This is a genomic window from Shewanella subflava (assembly GCF_025971955.1).
In the GTDB taxonomy this organism is placed as follows: domain Bacteria; phylum Pseudomonadota; class Gammaproteobacteria; order Enterobacterales; family Shewanellaceae; genus Shewanella; species Shewanella subflava.
Genome location: NZ_JAPDMX010000030.1, coordinates 151561 through 170477, shown reverse-complemented (window position 1 = coordinate 170477; position 18917 = coordinate 151561). Strand labels below are relative to the sequence as shown.

Annotated in this window: 18 protein-coding genes; 3 read left to right on the top strand and 15 right to left on the bottom strand. The window is 40.9% G+C overall.

Annotated features, from left to right (window positions below; translation table 11 throughout):
• Positions 1–75 precede the first annotated feature (75 nt).
• From OHT75_RS15085 to OHT75_RS15025, 13 genes are all read right to left on the bottom strand, one after another.
• Positions 76–240 carry a hypothetical protein gene (locus tag OHT75_RS15085; protein ID WP_264728093.1) on the bottom strand — a complete coding sequence of 55 codons (165 nt, stop codon included), beginning with the start codon at positions 238–240 and terminating at the stop codon, positions 76–78.
• An 83-nt stretch (positions 241–323) separates the two neighbouring features.
• Positions 324–668 (bottom strand): hydrogenase maturation nickel metallochaperone HypA/HybF, encoded by a 345-nt coding sequence (locus tag OHT75_RS15080; protein WP_264728091.1) that lies wholly within the window; start codon positions 666–668, stop codon positions 324–326.
• Entirely contained in the window at positions 668–1678 is a 1011-nt protein-coding gene (hypE, locus tag OHT75_RS15075) for a hydrogenase expression/formation protein HypE (RefSeq protein ID WP_264728089.1), read from the bottom strand. Before hypE ends, OHT75_RS15080 begins: the two co-directional genes overlap by 1 nt.
• Positions 1662–2792 (bottom strand): hydrogenase formation protein HypD, encoded by a 1131-nt coding sequence (gene hypD, locus OHT75_RS15070; protein WP_264728087.1) that lies wholly within the window; start codon positions 2790–2792, stop codon positions 1662–1664. Before hypD ends, hypE begins: the two co-directional genes overlap by 17 nt.
• Position 2793: 1 nt before the next feature.
• Positions 2794–3033, bottom strand: coding sequence for a HypC/HybG/HupF family hydrogenase formation chaperone (locus OHT75_RS15065; protein ID WP_264728085.1), 240 nt, complete (start codon positions 3031–3033; stop codon positions 2794–2796).
• 2 nt (positions 3034–3035) lie between these two features.
• Positions 3036–3785, bottom strand: a complete 750-nt coding sequence (gene hypB / locus OHT75_RS15060) for a hydrogenase nickel incorporation protein HypB (protein WP_264728084.1) — start codon at positions 3783–3785, stop codon at positions 3036–3038.
• A 104-nt stretch (positions 3786–3889) separates the two neighbouring features.
• On the bottom strand, positions 3890–6283 hold the full coding sequence (hypF, locus tag OHT75_RS15055; protein WP_264728082.1) for a carbamoyltransferase HypF: 2394 nt from the start codon (positions 6281–6283) through the stop codon (positions 3890–3892).
• Positions 6283–8166, bottom strand: coding sequence for a NiFe hydrogenase (locus tag OHT75_RS15050; RefSeq protein WP_264728080.1), 1884 nt, complete (start codon positions 8164–8166; stop codon positions 6283–6285). Before OHT75_RS15050 ends, hypF begins: the two co-directional genes overlap by 1 nt.
• Entirely contained in the window at positions 8144–8710 is a 567-nt protein-coding gene (locus tag OHT75_RS15045) for a HyaD/HybD family hydrogenase maturation endopeptidase (RefSeq protein ID WP_264728078.1), read from the bottom strand. The genes OHT75_RS15050 and OHT75_RS15045 overlap by 23 nt, the downstream gene beginning before the upstream one ends.
• Before the next feature lie 5 nt (positions 8711–8715).
• Positions 8716–9381, bottom strand: a complete 666-nt coding sequence (gene cybH, locus OHT75_RS15040; RefSeq protein ID WP_264728076.1) for a Ni/Fe-hydrogenase, b-type cytochrome subunit — start codon at positions 9379–9381, stop codon at positions 8716–8718.
• A gap of 31 nt (positions 9382–9412) precedes the next feature.
• Positions 9413–11116 (bottom strand): nickel-dependent hydrogenase large subunit, encoded by a 1704-nt coding sequence (gene hyaB, locus OHT75_RS15035; RefSeq protein WP_264728074.1) that lies wholly within the window; start codon positions 11114–11116, stop codon positions 9413–9415.
• A 2-nt stretch (positions 11117–11118) separates the two neighbouring features.
• Positions 11119–12255, bottom strand: coding sequence for a nickel-dependent hydrogenase small subunit (gene hyaA / locus OHT75_RS15030; protein WP_264728072.1), 1137 nt, complete (start codon positions 12253–12255; stop codon positions 11119–11121).
• 528 nt (positions 12256–12783) lie between these two features.
• Positions 12784–13098, bottom strand: a complete 315-nt coding sequence (locus tag OHT75_RS15025; RefSeq protein WP_264728071.1) for a hypothetical protein — start codon at positions 13096–13098, stop codon at positions 12784–12786.
• Positions 13099–13322: 224 nt separating this feature from the next.
• Here OHT75_RS15025 and OHT75_RS15020 point away from each other — a divergent pair, with 224 nt between their 5' ends.
• The 3 genes from OHT75_RS15020 to OHT75_RS15010 are packed head-to-tail and all read left to right on the top strand — an operon-like array spanning position 13323 to position 16208.
• Positions 13323–13805, top strand: a complete 483-nt coding sequence (locus OHT75_RS15020; RefSeq protein WP_264728069.1) for a putative 4-hydroxy-4-methyl-2-oxoglutarate aldolase — start codon at positions 13323–13325, stop codon at positions 13803–13805.
• Positions 13806–13857: 52 nt separating this feature from the next.
• Positions 13858–15669: an AsmA family protein gene (locus OHT75_RS15015; protein ID WP_264728066.1), complete on the top strand. Its 1812-nt coding sequence runs from the start codon at positions 13858–13860 to the stop codon at positions 15667–15669.
• The gene (locus tag OHT75_RS15010) at positions 15669–16208 is read left to right on the top strand and encodes a BsuPI-related putative proteinase inhibitor (protein ID WP_264728064.1); all 540 of its coding nucleotides are present in this window, start codon (positions 15669–15671) and stop codon (positions 16206–16208) included. The genes OHT75_RS15015 and OHT75_RS15010 overlap by 1 nt, the downstream gene beginning before the upstream one ends.
• 132 nt (positions 16209–16340) lie before the next feature.
• Here OHT75_RS15010 and OHT75_RS15005 read toward each other — a convergent pair whose 3' ends face one another.
• Positions 16341–17897, bottom strand: coding sequence for a LysM peptidoglycan-binding domain-containing protein (locus OHT75_RS15005; RefSeq protein ID WP_264728062.1), 1557 nt, complete (start codon positions 17895–17897; stop codon positions 16341–16343).
• A gap of 153 nt (positions 17898–18050) precedes the next feature.
• Positions 18051–18836: a hydroxyacylglutathione hydrolase gene (gloB, locus tag OHT75_RS15000; protein ID WP_264728060.1), complete on the bottom strand. Its 786-nt coding sequence runs from the start codon at positions 18834–18836 to the stop codon at positions 18051–18053.
• Positions 18837–18917 lie beyond the last annotated feature (81 nt).

Genomic DNA, 18917 nt, shown 5'->3' with positions numbered 1-18917 from the left:
AGTATCGCCTGCCGACAGCAACCCGTTAATCGCAACAAGTTATTGATTAGAACAGTTTGACTTAATTCGCTTTAGCTATTTTTTCATTTTCCACATAATGCCTGCTACCAAAGCGATTAAAATGATGGCAGGGGCCATTTGTTCAAAATGATGGAACAACCCAGGTGCACCATGTCCTTCATGGGCAAATGCGGCTCCAGAAATAGCCATTAAAGAGAGAGACCCGATAAGTTTATTCATTACCATTTCCTTAATTTATATGTATAAGTAAAACATTGTTTTTATAATGACATCAGTGCTAAGACGAAGTGGTTGCGTTAAATCTACGTATCCATTTCTAATTGCATTAGCATCATGTCTTCACCGTCAATAACCTGTGTATCTGCTGAATTGCAATCTGGGCACAACACAACTCGCTGCATTTGCTCTGTGCGTTTATGACAGTGATTGCATTGCAACACTAAGGGCTGAATATGCATGTCTAAACTAGCTTTGGCGCATAAACCGTCTAATTTGAACGTATTGAACGCCTGCGCCAATAGGCTTGGTTCAACCCCACTTAAAATGCCCACTTTAATGTTCACGCGTTCAACCGCAATCGCATGATGCTGCTTTGCTAACGCTTCACATTGTTCTATGAGTGCCATCACGATAGAGTATTCGTGCATTAACAAATCCTTGGCAGTAATTCACCTTGGGGTAAGTCTAAATAGCGATGACTTCCCCATGGAGTGGTTAATACCACTTTGCCTAAATGTGCTGCAACGACATTGCCAATGATGCAGGCTTTTTCACAGTGGCCGTAGCGCTGTAAAATTTCTACCGCACCTTCGGCGACTTCACGCGGAAGTGCAATAACAAAAGTACCCTCATTGGCAAGATCGTGGGCTTCAAATCCAAATAGCTCACACAAGCCTTTAACTTCATCAGCAATGGGGATCGCTTTTTCATTTAAATTAATACCCACATTGGACGCTTTAGCCCACTCATTCAACACGGCTGCAAGTCCACCGCGGGTAGCATCACGCATTGCATGAATGGGAATGTTTGCTGCAATTAATTGCTCAACCATAGGCCATAAACTGGCACAATCACTGGTGAGTTCTGACTCAAGTTCAAGTCCTTCTCGTGCCATGAGTATTGCTGCGCCATGTCGACCAATATCCCGAGAGACAATGATGACATCATCATCTGCTAGGTTTTTGCTCGATATATTTGGCATGATGATTCTGCCAATGCCCGTGGTATTGATAAATAAGCCATCTGCACAACCCCGAGGAACCACTTTGGTATCTCCACAGACTATCCGTGCGCCCGATTGTTGTAATTCTTGCGCCATACTTTCGACTATGATTTTGAGATCGGCTATTGAAAATCCTTCTTCAATGATAAAACTACAACTGAGGTACTCAGGTTGTGCTCCCATCATGGCGAGATCGTTAACAGTGCCCGCTATCGCCAATTTGCCAATATTTCCTCCCGCGAAGAAAAGCGGTGAAACAGTGAAAGAGTCGGTTGTAAAGGCTACAGGGCCAGAAAGTTGTAATTTAGCAGCATCTTCTTCGGCGCGCAGAATAGGGTTATCAAATGCCTTAAAAAAAATCGATTTAATTAAATGATCCATTTCCTTGCCACCACCACCGTGACTCAGCTGAATTGTTTTATTTGCATAAACCATGGGGTATTTCTCCGTAACGATAATAAGCGTTACATGCGCCTTCAGAACTTACCATGCAACTGCCTAGTGGTGTTTGCGGACTGCATCCACGGCCAAAGACTTTGCATTCTTTCGGGCTGGCAAGACCGCGTAATATATCCCCGCACTGACATGCTTTATGATCATCGATAGGCTTTGTCGGTAATATTGATTGGAAATATTGTTCTGCATCGCGTTGAATAAATTCATCTTTAAGCTTGAGCGCGGATTTAGCAATTGGCCCGAGTCCGCGCCATCTAAATTCATCCCTTAGCTCAAAGTAGCGATTAACTAATTGTTGGGCGTGCACATTGCCAGCAAAAGTGACTGAACGGGTATATTGAATTTCCAGTTTGGCTTCATTGGCAGATTTTTGCTTAACAATAGATAAAATTGACTGCATCACATCGACAGGTTCAAAACCTGATACCACAACTGGGGTAGAATATTTATCAACCGCTGCTTGATAGATTTTTGCACCAGAAATCACACTGACATGGGCAGGACCAATAAAAGCATTCACTTTGGCATTTTTCTCTGCCATTACCGCGTCGATCGCCGGCGGTACAAGCACATGGTTAATGTGAAACAGTAGATTATTAACCCCTTGCTGTTCAGCTTGCTCAATCAGTGCCGCGGTCATGGGTGTGGAAGTTTCAAAGCCAATGGCAAAAAATATCACCGTTTTATCTGGGTTATCCTCAGCAATTTTGAGGGTATCGAGTGGATCATAAATGGGCCGAATATCACAGCCTTTTGCTCGGTGATTGGCCAAACTGCGCGTTGAGCCCGGCACTCTGATCATGTCACCTAAACTCACTAAGATCACATTAGGCTGATTGGCTAACGCAATGGCGTGATCGATTCGCTCTTTGGGCATCACGCATACCGGGCATCCTGGCCCATGTATAAATTTGATATTTTCTGGTAATAACTGCAGTAAGCCATATTTCATTATGGTATGAGTATGACCGCCGCAGACTTCCATGATATTCACATCTGTGTCTAATCCGGATGCCAGTGTTTTAATTTCGGTTGCCAACGAATAAATCGTAGCGGGATCTCTAAAACCTTGGTAAAGATCGGTTAATTGCATGTTATTCACCATGCTCATTCATTGATGCCACAATTTGTTGGTATAACGCCAAGCTTTGTTGTGCATCTTGATGATCAATTTTGTTCATCACAAAGCCAATATGAATGAGTACGTAATCACCAATGGCTAATGGCTCAGACATTAAATGGCTACTGACACGGCGTTTAACCCCCATGGTGTCAACCGTTACGCTGGCATCGTCATGAATACTGACAACTTGTGAAGGTACAGATAAACACATGCTTATACCTCCTGGATATTTGCAGTCAGGTTTTTGTCGTGGGCAGTGGTGAGCCAGTTGGCCAAAGGGCTAAATGTTGCAGCATCTTTTACCGATAATTCGATTAACTCGACATGGGGATTGAGTTTATAAAGTTCAGCTTTGGCGTGTTGAAGATTAAAATCAAAATAGGGCAGTAAGTCGGTTTTTGTGATCACAACGACATCCGCTTTACGAAACATGACCGGATATTTTTCTATTTTATCGTCACCTTCAGGTACCGATAACAGCACGATGTTTTTATGTGTGCCTACATCGTAACTGGCTGGGCAAACAAGATTACCGACATTTTCAACAAAACAAATATCACATTCATCTAGCTTAATGTGATGTAAGGCGCCATGCACCATAAAGGCATCTAAATGACAGGCAGAACCCGTTTGTATCTGATAGGCCGAAATGCCCTTAGCAATTAATCGGTCTGTATCTCGTGATGTTTCTAAATCACCTTCAATGACTGCATATTTTAAGTTTGAGTGTTGGCAAAGATGCTCTAAAAGAGTAGTTTTGCCACTGCCAGGACTACTCATAAGATTAAATGCGGTAACCTGATGCTGACGAAAATGATCGCGATTATGCTGAGCTTCGAGATCATTTTTATTGAGGATTTTATGAATGACCGATAAGGTTTTTTTATCATTCAATTGAGGGTTGGTTTTCAATGAATGATCATGATGGTCATGAGTCATTGAACAGCCGCAGTCCTGGCACATAATCTTTCCTAACTAGATGTCAATAAATACAGTCTGCGTTAATTTTGAGTTTAAAACCTTGATGAAAATCAGTTTTAATGAATTGTTTTACTGTTAGTGAAAGGTTAATGCGAGTTTGTGACTAAGTTCTCATTTTGTTGGTTATTTAACCCATACCAAAGTTGACCTAATGCGATGCCACCATCATTCACTGGGACATATTGAGATGGTAGCACCTGATGTTGGTTGGTTTCAGCATTGGTTAAACAACGATGTAATAAGCGTTTGTTTTGAAATACGCCGCCAGCCAATACCAAAGGATATTGAGGGTATCCTTGTGCAACATCATTAACGGCCTCAGCAATCGCTTCGATAAACTGATGGCAAAGGTAAGATCTTAAGCTGTCGTTTAGTGGTTTAGCTTGGGAGATAATGTTGATTATCTGGCTAAACAGTAATTGGCTTTGCCAAACGATTTTATTATCAACGTATTGTGGTGTGATTGATAAATCAGGTAAATCAATCGATGGGTTTTGGTCATTTAAATCCATTTTGGCCGCTTGTGACTCAATCATCATGCCGGCTTGTCCTTCAAACTGGTTGGTATCAATCAATTCCAGTGCTACGGCTAACGCATCAAACAGACGCCCAACAGAGCGGCAAGGAATACAATGATGATTACTCAGCCATAACTTATGGAGATTGTTAAGGGTTGACTCACTTAATTGCTTAATTGCCTTAATCGGCAACGTTTTGATGTATTCAAGGGAACATGTTTCAAATAGCAATGACAGTAATATCCGCACAGGTTGCTTAATGGCTTGCTCTCCACCAATGAGTTTAAACGAACTAAAATGGCCTAGAGTTGTAAATTGGCTCGTATCGGCAAGCATTACCTCGCTGCCCCATAGCGCATCATCCTCACCAAGACCTGTGCCGTCAAAGCTAAATCCAATCACCTTGTGTTGATACTGATTAGCGGCCATCACTGCCATAATATGTGCATAATGATGTTGAATTGACACCAAGTTGACACCGTGATGATGTTGAACAAATTGTTTAGCCCAAATACTTGGGGAATAATCCGGATGATGATCACTGACAATAGCCCTAGGGCTAAATTGATAAAGCCGCTTAAATGTGGCTAGGTTGTCCTTAAAATATTGATCCGCTTCAATGCTAAATAAATCGCCAATATGTGGGGATAAAATCATATTGCGGTTAAATGCCAATGCAATGGTATTTTTTTGTTGTGCACCCACTGCAAGTGTTGGCTTAATGTTTGATGTAGTTAAACCATGGCTAAGTGTCAGCGGCGCAAAACCTCTGGCAAGGCGGATCACTTGCAGCTGGTTATGAATCACTTGCACCACACTGTCGTCACAGGCATTGGCTATCGGACGATTATGGTCAACAATGGCATCAACCACATCCGCTAAACATGCAAAAATGCCTGCGATATCGCCTATGATAGGTTCACCGCTGCGATTAGCACTTGTCGCCACAATGGGTTTGTTAAATGCCTCAAGTATTAAATGATGTAACGGTGTATAGGGCAAAAATAACCCAATACGATCTATGCCTGGTGCAACTGACGCTGCCAGAAAAGGAGTTTCACCCTTATCCAGAGTTAATTTGTTTAATAAAGTAATCGGTTTCTCGGCACTGGTTAACACTTGCCACTCAAGACTCGTGCCTGTCGCGAACTGTTTAGCCTGACTTATATTTGGCACCATCACGGCTAAGGGTTTAGCTGGGCGGTGTTTTCGTTGCCTTAATGTGGCTACCGCTTGTTCGTTGGTGGCATCACAAATTAAGTGAAATCCACCTAAGCCTTTAAGGGCAATTATTTTTCCTTGGGCTAGTAAATCTACAGTTGCTTTGATGACATGCTGCGGTGAACAATCGACTAACTGGTTATCAATATATAAGCGCAATTGTGGGCCACAGGCAGGGCAGCTGACGGGCTGCGCATGATAACGTCTATCAAGCGGATCATGATAGGCCTTAGCACAATCATCACACATGGAAAACGTTGCCATTGAGGTTAAATGACGGTCATATGGTAATTGGTTGATAATGGTATATCTGGGACCACAATTTGTGCAGTTAGTAAAAGGATAGTGATAATGTCTGTTAGCTGGGCTGTTAATTTCATCCAGACAATCCTGACAGGTACTTTTATCGGCTGATACCGCAACAATGGCCTGGATATCATTCGCTTCACTTTTTAAAATGCTGAATTGTTCAAGTACTTCAATGATATCTTGTGCTATACAGATGAGTTCATCAATGCGAGCTAGCGGTGGCGGGGCGTTTTGTAGCTCAAAGATGAACGCATCAATTTGTTCCATACTGCCTTGTAAAACAATTTCAACACCTCTGCTGTCATTCAGCACTGTGCCTTTAAGCTTTAGCCTATTAGCCAAACGGAAAACATAAGGTCTGAATCCTACCCCTTGGACTATGCCTTCAACGGTTATTTGCTTTTGAATTAACAAGGCTGATTTTTGGTTCATTAAGTGTGGTTTCCGCGTCGACGAATTGGCAGTAATAAACCGCCAATGGCAATATTGGCACCCTCTAAATCTAATTGTGGATTAACGGTTAATGGAAAGTTTTTACCTATTCGCAGCTGTATTTGTTTCGCTAACGGGGGGTAACTAAATTCACTCCCCGCAAGGACGATTTGTTTAATGCCAATATTCTGATCCAAATGTTCTAACCAATTGCTTAAAAAGTCAGCGAAAGAGTCAAAAAAACCATAAGCGAGTTTGGCTTTATCTTCTTCGCCCGCAATTTTAAAACTCATTAAGGTAGCCAATGTTTTACACCAATTGAGACTTCTGACCGCTTCTCCTTTGATCAAAGGGAAATCAATTCTTGGCGCGTTATTGCCTCGGTAGCATTCAGCAGAGCTGATGATGCCATCTAATAATTGTTGATGAACAGCATGTTGAGCGTGCTCATTTACCGGGCAGCCAATAATGATTGCAGCAAGCGTTAATAAACTGCTTAAGTTAGCCGTTTGATTATGCAGTTTTAGATCAAGTAAACGCAGATAACTTTGCGGAAATTGTTGTTTATATTTAACCAGTAAAGGCGCTTGTTTACTGGATAACAACTGGTGACAAATTTCATAGCCGTTTTGTGGTATTTCAGCAAAATTGAAAAAACATTCATACTGACTTTGGCCGTCAATGGTGGCAATTTCACTTATTTGTTGTTGGCTAAAATATAGCACAGCTGCATGTTTGGGTTTGTCTGGGCAATTTGACAAACAACCCAGTAGGGCGCGATAACCTAAATGCTGCTCGATGTTTTTATGGGGCATTTGCACGCTGGATAATGACGATAACTCGGTATGTTGCAGCGGCGCACAGCTTAAGTGCACCTGATAAGGCAGTCTATTTGAGGTTGATTTATCTTCAGCAATATAATCAATAGTCGAATTTGAAAATATCGATTGTTGATGCAAACAAGCTGCGGCAATTTTAATTTCAGTCGTTGAGGTTTTACCGATTTCAATCCAGTGTTGATTGACTCTGGCCAAACGTAACGCCGGAGTTAAATTTTCGACCTCAGTTAATGGACTTAAGTAAACCCAGTTTATGCCTTTTTGACGCAAACGCTCGCATATCACCTGTAGCAAGCGATTATAAGCAAATTGCACATCATAGCGCACGGCATGGGTACAATTTTCTAGGCTATGCTGTTTATCGCAGCTTGCAAGAGTCAAAATCGGTTTCTCTATGCTTGATAGCGCCAGAACGTGATAATCATTCACGGTTAATTGTGCGTTTAAGGTGTTTGGATTACAAATCAGGATATGGGGGCGAATATAGCTTGCTTGATTCTGGTTAATTGTAGGTTGTAGTGGTTCTTTAATTGACAGCATCAGTGCTTCACTATTAAGTGCTAACTCTCCCTTGGTTAATAAGGTATCAACCATGGCATGAATATCATGCTGGGTTAAACCTCGTTGCGCCGCAGTGAGTTCGGTTTCACCATGACAATGATGGCAAACTAGGTCAATTTTACCGAAGTGTGGACTTTGATTATCGCCAAATAGGGGTTGGCAATGTTGGCAAAATAACAAGGGTGCGGGCCTAGTTTGCTCCTGTATCGCTGATATTGGGAATTGCGGCTCAGACATGCGCTGAATATTGGTATCAATTAACCATACAGAGAGTAAAAAATCGGCTGCGATGTTATCCGCAAGATGCTCTAGCTCTGCCTGCTCGGCATATGCTTCAATGAAATAATGGACATGCTGCTGTTCATCGGTAACTATCCCGAAGTTAATCGATATTTCGGTACTGCGTGCATAGAGTTGACACAGATGTTCATATAGCGGCACCGATTTTAAGCAAATAAATTCAAACTGAATAATGTGCTTCATGGTTTACTCCACGTTTGTAGGCATCTGGGATCACATCCTCAATCTGGATTGATGCTTTTTGTTCAAAAACCACACCTTGTGCTGATAAATAGGAGATTAAGGTTTTTTCCATCGTTGGGATGGCTTGAATAAGCGCAGGTGTAAGTCCCAAGGTCATAGGTTCAATTACTGTAGGAATAACACCAAGAACCTGAGTAGCAGGGCGGTCGCCAACCATATCCATCATGGTCAATGTTTGCAGCATTTCAACTTCATGCGCACTGCCTTGCCAGTCTATTTCGGCAGGTGCATGATCAAAATCAAAAAAGAATACCTCACCGGCACAAGCATGGTGACTGTTTACGGTATCGACAACAATGAGCTGATCATATTGGCTGATTAAGGGAATTAAGCTTTGGGCTAAGGTGCCACCATCAATGATGTCTAACTGATAGCTAGGATGGCTAAACAGGTATTTATCTTGGATGTAATTGACAAAATGTACGCCGATACCTTCATCGGCGTACAATACATTGCCAATACCCAATATGAGTATTTTTTTCACGGCGCTTAATGATCCCTATGATAATCATAACCGGATACGATTGAGTCAACCGAATTATGCTTAAAACGAATTCCTGACCACACCGCCATATAAACATGGATCACCACAAAGATGATAAATGCCCACATTAAATAATGGTGTATAACACGAACGTACGCCAAACCACCCATCTGTGCTGTGATCCAAGCCGATATTTCCCACAATGCTCCGCCTAAACCTTGGTGATATACATTGGCATATAACACAAGCCCAGTGATACAGATAAACAAAGCCACGATGGAAATCGCAACGTAAGTCACAAATTGCAATGGGCCATAAACGCCGGCTTTATTAAGGTGGCCGACCCAAATATATGATTTTAATTGGCTTATCCAGCTAGAGACACTCATCACGTCTTTGAAAGAACGCCTTTCGATATCGTGTCTACTGAAAAAGAACAAATAGAATCGAGCAAAGGTGACCGCAGTTAACGCAAAACCAAATATAATATGGGCAAAACGCAGCCAACCTTGAACGAGCACGTCACTTGAGCTTGGTGCGACTAAAAACGGCCAAGCTAAGTAAAACCCTGTAATAATCAAGACAAAAATTGATAACGCCCTTAACCAGTGAAATATTCTGATTGCTGGGGTAAAAATATAATGCCTGGTATGGGTTGCTTGATGTTGCATAAGTCATCCCTCCTGAATCTGTTCACTCACATTAAAAACCGTTGGGATCAATTTTAAATTGGCCTAAGGTCTGCTTTTTGTAATCCATCACATGCACCGAACACGCCATACATGGGTCAAATGAGTGAATAATTCGGATCACTTCTAATGGTTTGGTTGGATCTTCGAGTGTTAAACCAATTAATGAAGCTTCGTAAGGGCCCATTTTGCCATTAGCATCTACAGGGCCAGCATTCCAAGTGGTAGGTACAACGGCTTGATAGTTTTCTACTTTGCCATTTTTAATCCGTATCCAATGGCTTAACATGCCTCTGGGCGCTTCATTCATCGCATGGCCAACATATTCTTTGTTTGAGTCAATTTCAGGGGCGATGAAGGTTGATTCATCACTCATAAGATTGGTTATCAAAGCATCAAATGTGTGTAAACTCGCCTGACCCACAAGCACTGTTTGCAGCATACGTGCGGCGGTTCGCCCTAATGTCGTGAATAAGGCTTCAATAGGTAAACCTGTTCTGGCAAGTAATCCGTTAACCGCATCAACAACAATTGGGTTACCTTTGGCGTAGTTAACTAACAAACAAGATAGGGGACCGACTTCAACAGGTTCATCTTGATATCTAGGTGATTTAACCCAGGAGTATTTGCCATCACCATCTAGAGTCGGTAATTTCCCATAAACCGTTTCACGTTCGACAAAACCGGTATAGTCGGGCACGGTTGTGCCATCATAAGGGTGTTGAGCACTATCGGCTTGGTACCATGCATGGGTAACATCTTCTTTGATAAAGTCTGGATTAATGTCAGTCACGTTAGCGAGATCGCCGTGCATGATAACGCCCTGTTCAAACAGGTATTGACCATCGCCCATTAAGAAGTCATTGGTACATAAAAAACTCTTTACATTGACACCGCCTAATACACTTGCTTCCGTACCAAATGCCTCGGCTGCCATCACGATATCCGCTTGATAAGCTCTTTCGATGAAGTCTTGCACTATGGCATGTTTTTGCTTCCATTCTTGAAGACGAGCAGGGCTTAACATATCGCGAACCGATGTAACCCCCCCTACAACTAATGATTGTGGGTGAGGTGATTTACCACCAAATATGGCTAACATCTCAGCCGCTACCCGTTGTACTTCAAGCGCTTTAAGATAATGTGATAGGGCAATTAGATTTTGTTCAGGGGTAAAACGATAAGTACCATTACCCCAATACGCATTGGCAAATGGTCCTAATTTACCTGTTTCAACTAAGGCTTTAACCCTTTCTTGAACTGCTCGAAGTTCGCCTTCGCCCGTTGCAATCGGTTTGTCAGTATACTTCAGTGAATCTTGAGCTGCTTTAGCGGGATCGGCCCCCAGTGCTGAGACAACATCAACCCAATCTAATCCATGTAAATGATAAAAATGGACGATGTGGTCATGCATGTACAATGACGACTGCATCAAACTACGTAAATACTTGGCATTTACAGGGATTGTCATACCTAATGCATTTTCTACAGCTTCAGTACCACATCGATAATGTGAATAAGTACAGACTCCGCAAATTCGTTGCACGATTAAACCCACATCCATAGGCGTTCGGCCTTTAAGAATAACTTCTATGCCACGCCATAATGTTGATGATGACCAAGCCTTAGTGATGACATTATTCTCATCAACTTCAACTTCGATACGTAAGTGACCCTCGATACGAGTGATAGGGTCGATAACTACGCGTTTGTTCATGATTAATCCTCCAATGGCTTAGCAAATACACTTGCAACGGCATGTGCGCCGATCCCAACAACAGTTGCACCGAGTATGACGGCGCCAATTGTGTCTGCTGTGGCATCAATACCATGTAGAAGTTGTCGTCCTAGTGGTTTTTCAAAATCGGCCATATCATCCCAGAAGTTAGGTTCAGAGCAGCCCATACAGCCATGACCTGCTAATACTGGCCAACTAGTGTGGTGATTAAACCTTTCTGTTGGGCAGTTGTTATATGTGTATGGACCTTTGCAACCCACTTTATATAAACAGTAGCCATCTTTTGCGCCTTGGTCGCCGAAGGTTTCAACGAATTCACCGGCATCAAAGCGGCCACGACGTTCGCAGTTATCGTGTACTCGAGCGCCATATGCCCATTTAGGGCGGTTAAACATGTCTAGAGCAGGTAACTTACCAAACATGATGAAGTACATCAGCGTGCCAACGATATTTTTCTCGCTGGGCGGACATCCGCCTAAGTTAATCACGGTTTTATCGACAACTTCATGCACCCCCTTAGCGCCTGTAGGATTAGGGTATGCCGCTTGGACACCACCAAAAGCCGCGCAGGTACCGACTGATATGATTGCGGCAGCACCTTCTGCGGCATCTTTTACAATCTGAAGACCCGTATGACCTTTACAACCCACGGTTAAGAAAGCACCGTTGTTGGCAGTCGGAATTGCTCCTTCTACGGCTAATAAATAACGACCTTTGTATTGTGCCAGTGCATGTTCAAGATTTTCTTCAGCTTGCCAACCTGATGCAGCCATTAGGGTTTCATGGTATTCCAATGAAATATGGTCAAAAATCAGGGTGTCTAAATTCGGAGAGTCGGTTCGAATCAAGGATTCAGAACAACCAGTACATTCAGCCATGTGTAGCCAAATTAACGGCACACGATCTGCAAGTTCAGCAGCTTCTGCGACCAAGTTACTAAAGGGTAGGGGTAATGCGAGCATGGCAGTCATGGCCGCGCTCCATTTTATAAAGTCTCGGCGAGTAATGCCGTTATCAGCCATTTTCTGTTCAAGGCTGACTGATTGCCTTGGCGCAATAGCGCGTAAATAAGCTAAACGCTGCTGGCCTTGTGCATATAGGGCTGCGTGAGTATCCATAACGTCACCTTCTTATTGTTGTCGGGGTGCATAAGATCTATTCCACTATATGTTTGTCTTTAGCTGTGGAACTTGATTTAAATCAAACCACAAAAGACAAATGTAAACGCTAAGACGGTCAGTTGTTAATTTTATGATCTCGATCCGTTATTAAAGCTAATATGGGACATTTTGACCCATTTTGCACAAGCATGGAGTGACACATGTGACTCCTTATGAATTAACGCTGATATTTGAGGGAAGTGTTGAAATACTGAAAGGGGGGGGACGAATTAGACTGTGGCTGTCTGTGAAGATACTTTATTGCAAAGATATAGAGCAATCACAGTAAATAAGTGATCAGGAAAAGCAAAAAATAAATGCAGAATAACTAGGCAGATTTTCATGATATGTTGTCATGATAAAATTTACCGGCGTTATCATGTATATTCATCAGCTAGCATGTACCTTATGGATTACGATGGGCATTAAACATCAATACACTCGATGATTTGTCCATTACCAAGTTACAGTGCAACAAATACGGACTTATTGTTTCAGTTTGGCCATTATATTGAGCACGTCTTGGTAACTCAGATTATATTGGCGTGATAAATTTATGATTTTCGTTTTATAGGTTTGTATTTTTTCTTGGCGTACTAACTCAGATTGTTTGTCTTCAACAAGCTCGTTTATTGTTTCCTGCAAGATTTTTAAACGACGCAAACTAAAATCCAGTGACTGAATATAAGTGCGCATTTGTGGTTTGTTACGGGCATTTTCAAGGTTTGTGGTGGTGCGTTGTTCAAATTCAAGTTCGTCAAACGCATTAATAACGCGAGCAAGATCTAAATTGTTTTTCATAGCTAATTTAAGTATCAATAAAAGAATAAAGTATAAATAACAAACAAAAATTAGTCACTTAAATTAGTGACTTAATTTACTATGTAGTCCCCTTGAACTATTGATTTGTATTGTGATCAAGTTTTGCCCCTCTGTAGATCCCGAGTAAGATAAGCACTTGTTCATTCATGGTTTTTTCTTTAGTCTTAAACTCAAACCTTTTTTCTATGTCGCATGGAGGCATTATGCTTGATTTACTTCCTGATCTTTTTGATCACTACCCGCAAGAATTGCAGTTAATTAACTTACCCTGGCAAACATTCGGTCAACATACTGTATTTACAGGGCAAATAATCACCGTTAAATGCTTTGAAGATAATTCAAAGGTGAAGGATGTCTTGGCAACACCAGGTCACGGTAAAGTGTTAGTTGTTGATGGCGGCGGCTCTAATAGACGAGCATTATTGGGTGACATGATTGCACAAAGCGCTGTAGATAATGGATGGCAAGGGATTGTTATATATGGCTGTATTCGTGATGTTGCAACAATCAATAGCATGAATATTGGTGTAAAGGCATTGGGAGTGAATCCGATTAAAACCGATAAAAAAGGGCTAGGTGAAACGGGTATAGACCTTGAAATAAATTCAATCAATATTAAAAATGGCATGACAATTTATGCTGACTTAAATGGTGTTGCAATCAGTGACGTCGCATTAGCGCTATAATGACTATGATTTATTACCTGTATCTTGAACAGCTTAAAGTTAAGGATTGGTTATGAAAGTAATAAAATGGCTGGTGATATCAATACTCGCTATCGGTATTTGCGCGGTGCTTTATTTGACAGTGTTTTTCAACATTAATGATTTTAAACCTCAGATTGTTGATGCCGTTAAACAACACACGGGACGAACGTTAACGATTGATCAGGATTTAAGTTGGAGCTTTTTTCCTACACTGGGTATCAACGTTGGTTCCGTTGCGTTTAGTAACCCTGACAATTTTCAACCACAACAGATGCTGCAAGTAAAACAGGCCGTTGCCAGTGTTGCTTTACTGCCGTTATTTAGTCAGCAAGTTAAAATTGATAATTTAACTTTAGATGGCCTGACACTTAATTTGATCACAGATAAAAAAGGTAATAGCAGCCTTGATGATTTGTCTTCAGGCTCAACCGAAAAAATGCAATCTGTAGATGCTGCCAATCATAAGCGCCGTATACCTTTATCAAGCTTTGAAGTAGGGGGTGTTTCGATCACAAATATGCAGATTAATATGATTGATATGCAAACCAATTCAGAACAACAATTTACTCTCAAGTCATTTACTTTAGGTCAGTTTTCTCTAGGTAAGTTTGCGGACATGGCCTACGAATTTGAAGCTGAATTAGCTGATATGGCTTTATCTTCTTCTGGAACTGGAAAAATAAACGTTTCTACTAATATTGATAAGATTCAAATCAGCGATTTCTCAATCCAGAACGTGGTTGAAGGTAATCATTTACCCAATAAAACCGTAAAATCATCGATTCTGGCTGATTTTACAGTTGCATTAGACACGAAAAATATTGAACTGATTATCAGCCAACTTGCAATTGATAGCATTCAAGCTTCAGCAAAACTCACCGTTAACTACTCAAAAAAAGTACCTGTTATCGATCTAAATGCTGAATTTGCTGATATTGATTTAAATGCTTTATTGCCGAAATCCACAGAAAATAACGCCAGCAAAAGTGAACCTTCGCAGCAGCCTGCTGAAACAGAGCCTGATTTATCCGCATTAAAAGGCCTCGACCTAAGCGTTAGTCTAAAGGCTAAATCGATTAAAATTGATAATCTTAGCACTCAAAACTGGCAGCTAAATACTACAGTTAAACAAGGGCTTATTGATATAAAACAGCTAACAGCGCAGTTGTATCAGGGTAACATCAATATGAAAGCGACTATTGATGCGCGAAATAAGGTTCCCAGCTATCAATTTAATAACGCCCTCAAGGGTGTACAAATTAGACCATTACTCACTGATGTTGCTGAAGTGGATTTACTTTCCGGGACCGCGAGTTTTTCTGTTCAAGGTCAAGGCAGTAGCCTCATTCCCGCTAAGCTAAAACAGCAACTGGTTGCCAATGGAAAATTTGAGATTGCCGATGGTTCTTTGTATGGCGTCAATATTCCGCAAATGATCCGCAGTGCGCAAAAGAAGTTATCAGGCGATTTATCTGCTGAAGATAAACAAGAATTAAAAACCGATTTTACCAGCTTAACAGGCGATTTTACGCTGCGTGATGGTTTTTTAACCAATCCCAATCTGGCGATGGCTTCACCGTTGATTCGTTTAGATGGTAAAGGTAGCGCCAATATAATCAGTCAACAAATTGATTATAGCCTTATCACCAAAGTGGTTGGTTCACTTGCCGGTCAGGGCGGAGATAATACATCTTTATCGGGTATTGATATTCCGTTAAAAATTACCGGTAGTTTTCAAGAACCTCAATTTGGCTTAGATACGCAAGCATTATTAAAAAGTAAATTAAACAAAGAAACCGATAAATTGAAAGACAGTTTATTTAAGAAATTAGGAGGATTGTAATGCGCAAAATATTTGGCGCAATGTCGTTATGGGTTTTGATTGGTTGTGCTGGGACGGTGAATTCTGATGTGAATGCCGAGCATGTTAAAACGGATGCTAACAGCAACCAGACGATTAAGGTGTCAGCGGGAGAACCAATGCAAGTCATGAGTCAAGCTGTATTGAATGGCCATTTAGATGTGGTGCCATTTTATCAAAATGCTAAATCAATGCCGGTGTCATTAACAGTGACAAACCAAGCTGCACATGGGGTCGATATTCAATTCAATTCTGGCATGACAGCTGATTTGTGGCTGCTAAATCCATCGGGTGTAAAAATATGGGCATGGTCTGAAACCATGATGTTTACCCAAGCCCTCAGACAAGTTCGAATTGGGGCAGGTAAATCGCTCAAGGCAAATTTTAATGTGCCTGCTGAAGTTCTGGAAAAGATAAATACGAATGGCTATCGATTACAAGCCAAGTTTGTCGGGAAGGTTCAAGAGAGTGATTTACCATCCATGAATGATATTATCGTTGAGTTACAGCTTGCTGAGTAAACGCTAGTTTTGCCAGACCATGCCTGATTAAACAGAACTGAATATCAATATCATTAGTCAAATTGTGAAGATTAAAAAAGCGGTTACAGCCTATTAGGTTGAACCGCTTTTTGGTACTGGGGATGTTGAAAATTAACTATTACTAATTAATAGTTTTAACATCTGTCCTGGTTGTAAATAGTTATTCTTTTTCAGACTGTTCCATTCCATTAAATCAGCAACAGTGACTTTATACCTTGCGGCAATACGTACTAATGAATCTCCAGATTTAACTTTATAGCTGACTACTTTTTCATTATTTGAGTCAGTTTTAGCGATTTGGTTAGGATAGAATACGAGGCTTTGACCAATTTTGAGTGACTGATCTTTTTTAAGCTTATTCCATTTGGTAATTTGGTCTACTGAAACACTATTTTTGTTCGCGATAGCCCATAAACTGTCACCCGATTTTACCGTGTATATTTGGCGTTGATTACTAGACTTTATCACGGGTTTGCGTGCGAGTAATTGATCAGCACTCATACTTGCCAAGTCTGGATCTTTACTGGCCACAGGAATAATTAAGAATTTACCTGCAACAATATTATTACCCTTAATCCCATTACTATTGCGGATCATCGTTGGAGATGTTTCAAATTGCTGAGCAATTTCACCAATGCTGTCGCCAGCTTTAATTTTATACCTGACCCAATTAATACGGGCATCGGGTTCAAGTGCGGCGAGAGATTGTTTAAATGATTTAGCATTGTCTGCTGGTACCGCTAATAAATGTGGCCCCATTGGTGCAGTTGCCCAGCGTAATAATCCAGGATTAAGTGTTTTTAATTCATCTACGGAAATTTTTGCCATATCGGCAGCTAAATTCAAATCCAACTGACTTTCAATATTCACTATTTCGATTTGAGGCTTATTCTCAATAGCGGGTAAATGGATACCTAACTCATCTGAGTGTTTAATAATATCTGCAAGCGCCATTAATTGAGGAACGTAATGTGCAGTTTCCTTTGGCAGTTTTAGCATCCAAAAATTAGTTTCTTTACCATTATTTTTATTACGTTTAATGGCATTAAGCACTCGGCCTTCACCAGAATTGTACGCTGCAATAGCATAATTCCAGTTTTTACCCATTTTTACATAGAGGTATTCGAGTAGATCTAATGCGGCTAGCGTTGATGCTCTTACATCACGTCTGCCGTCATACCACCAATTTGTTTTAACTTTAAATGCATTTGCTGTGGGTAATGTTAACTGCCACAGTCCAGAAGCATCACTAGGTGAATAAGCTGTCGGATTATAAGCACTTTCAATCACAGGCAATAAAGCTAATTCTGTTGGTAAGTTGCGTTTCTCAATTTCTTCAAGGATGAAGTACAGGAATGGCTGTGCACGTTGAGTCACTATTTCTAGGTGTTTAGGGTTATCTATGTACCACTGTCGATATTTATCAACGAGTTCTTTTTCTGCAATTTTAAGTTGCATCCCATCACGGATACGTTGCCAAACATCATTAACCTCGGCAACATCCTGTTCGATGTCTTCAATAGTGGTAGGCTGCTGTTTACTGGTTTTCGCAGGGATTTTTACCGACGAAGTATCGTTAATTGCGTTGTCATTAACATTGGGGGTAATTGATTGACAGCCCAACATTAATATTACACTAGCAGAAAGTAGTGATAACTTTGTTTTCATTGAATAAAAATCCCTAAAACTAAGATTCAGAATCTAAATCTGATATGATGTCTTTCTAACTTTATCGAGATGTTTTCTCAGCCTAGAAATGTCGAATCCAGCATTGTAGATGAAATTTATTTGCCTGTCTTATTAAACTCTCTTTATGTAAGGTTAAAAATTATCTTTCCACAGCCTTAAATTTTTAAACACTTGAATATTATCTGTAATTTTTTGATTAAATTGTGAGCTAACGCTTAATTTTATTTCTTCATCCTCACATCGTAAAAATGGATTCACTTTTTTTTCCTGCAGAATGCTTGATGGAATGGTTGGCAATCCTTCAGCGCGCAAACGATTGACCTTTTCGATATAGGTTTTTAGCGCTTTATTACTTGGCATTACAGCAGTAGCGAATTTGAGATTCGATTGAGTATACTCATGGGCGCAAAAAACCTGAGTTGAATCGGGTAACGAGGCCAATAAAGAAAGTGACTGACTCATTTGTGCCGCAGTGCCCTCAAACATGCGTCCACACCCGCCACTAAATAAAGTGTCGCCGCAAAATAAATTGTCATCAATCAGGTAAGCGATATGACCAAGAGTGTGTCCAGGCACACTATAGACTTGAATAGGCAGTGACCAATGTTTCAGGGTGAGTGTTATTGAAGTGTGCTCGGCTAAACTAATGGGTGAAGTTAAACCGCCAATGGCTTCAATTTTAGGACCATACACTGACAATTTTTGACCATAAGCTTGCTGTAATAATGCAATTCCGCCCGTGTGATCTTTATGGTGATGGGTAATTAAAATACCCACTAATTGGATGTTGTGAGAGGTTAAATAATGTATGGCACTTTTGCCACATCCCGGATCGACCACATAAGCCGCCCCCTGAGTGTCTTCAATAACCCAAATATAATTATCGTTAAATGCCGGAATTCGGTGGGTTTTATACATGATGATTCTCGAGTTTCGCTAACAGATTTGCTAGAGTAAACATTACTGCGTTTGACTGCAAACTATCAGGTAAATTGAAGG

Coding starts and splice junctions, on each gene's coding strand:
- hypF (WP_264728082.1), bottom strand. CDS start 6,283: ATGAACCAAAAATCAGCCTTGTTAATTCAAAAGCAAATAACCGTTGAA.
- gloB (WP_264728060.1), bottom strand. CDS start 18,836: ATGTATAAAACCCACCGAATTCCGGCATTTAACGATAATTATATTTGG.
- OHT75_RS15010 (WP_264728064.1), top strand. CDS start 15,669: ATGCGCAAAATATTTGGCGCAATGTCGTTATGGGTTTTGATTGGTTGT.
- hyaB (WP_264728074.1), bottom strand. CDS start 11,116: ATGAACAAACGCGTAGTTATCGACCCTATCACTCGTATCGAGGGTCAC.
- OHT75_RS15020 (WP_264728069.1), top strand. CDS start 13,323: ATGCTTGATTTACTTCCTGATCTTTTTGATCACTACCCGCAAGAATTG.
- OHT75_RS15015 (WP_264728066.1), top strand. CDS start 13,858: ATGAAAGTAATAAAATGGCTGGTGATATCAATACTCGCTATCGGTATT.
- OHT75_RS15050 (WP_264728080.1), bottom strand. CDS start 8,166: ATGAAGCACATTATTCAGTTTGAATTTATTTGCTTAAAATCGGTGCCG.
- OHT75_RS15080 (WP_264728091.1), bottom strand. CDS start 668: ATGCACGAATACTCTATCGTGATGGCACTCATAGAACAATGTGAAGCG.
- hypB (WP_264728084.1), bottom strand. CDS start 3,785: ATGTGCCAGGACTGCGGCTGTTCAATGACTCATGACCATCATGATCAT.
- OHT75_RS15065 (WP_264728085.1), bottom strand. CDS start 3,033: ATGTGTTTATCTGTACCTTCACAAGTTGTCAGTATTCATGACGATGCC.
- hyaA (WP_264728072.1), bottom strand. CDS start 12,255: ATGGATACTCACGCAGCCCTATATGCACAAGGCCAGCAGCGTTTAGCT.
- OHT75_RS15025 (WP_264728071.1), bottom strand. CDS start 13,098: ATGAAAAACAATTTAGATCTTGCTCGCGTTATTAATGCGTTTGACGAA.
- cybH (WP_264728076.1), bottom strand. CDS start 9,381: ATGCAACATCAAGCAACCCATACCAGGCATTATATTTTTACCCCAGCA.
- OHT75_RS15085 (WP_264728093.1), bottom strand. CDS start 240: ATGAATAAACTTATCGGGTCTCTCTCTTTAATGGCTATTTCTGGAGCC.
- OHT75_RS15005 (WP_264728062.1), bottom strand. CDS start 17,897: ATGAAAACAAAGTTATCACTACTTTCTGCTAGTGTAATATTAATGTTG.
- hypD (WP_264728087.1), bottom strand. CDS start 2,792: ATGCAATTAACCGATCTTTACCAAGGTTTTAGAGATCCCGCTACGATT.
- hypE (WP_264728089.1), bottom strand. CDS start 1,678: ATGGTTTATGCAAATAAAACAATTCAGCTGAGTCACGGTGGTGGTGGC.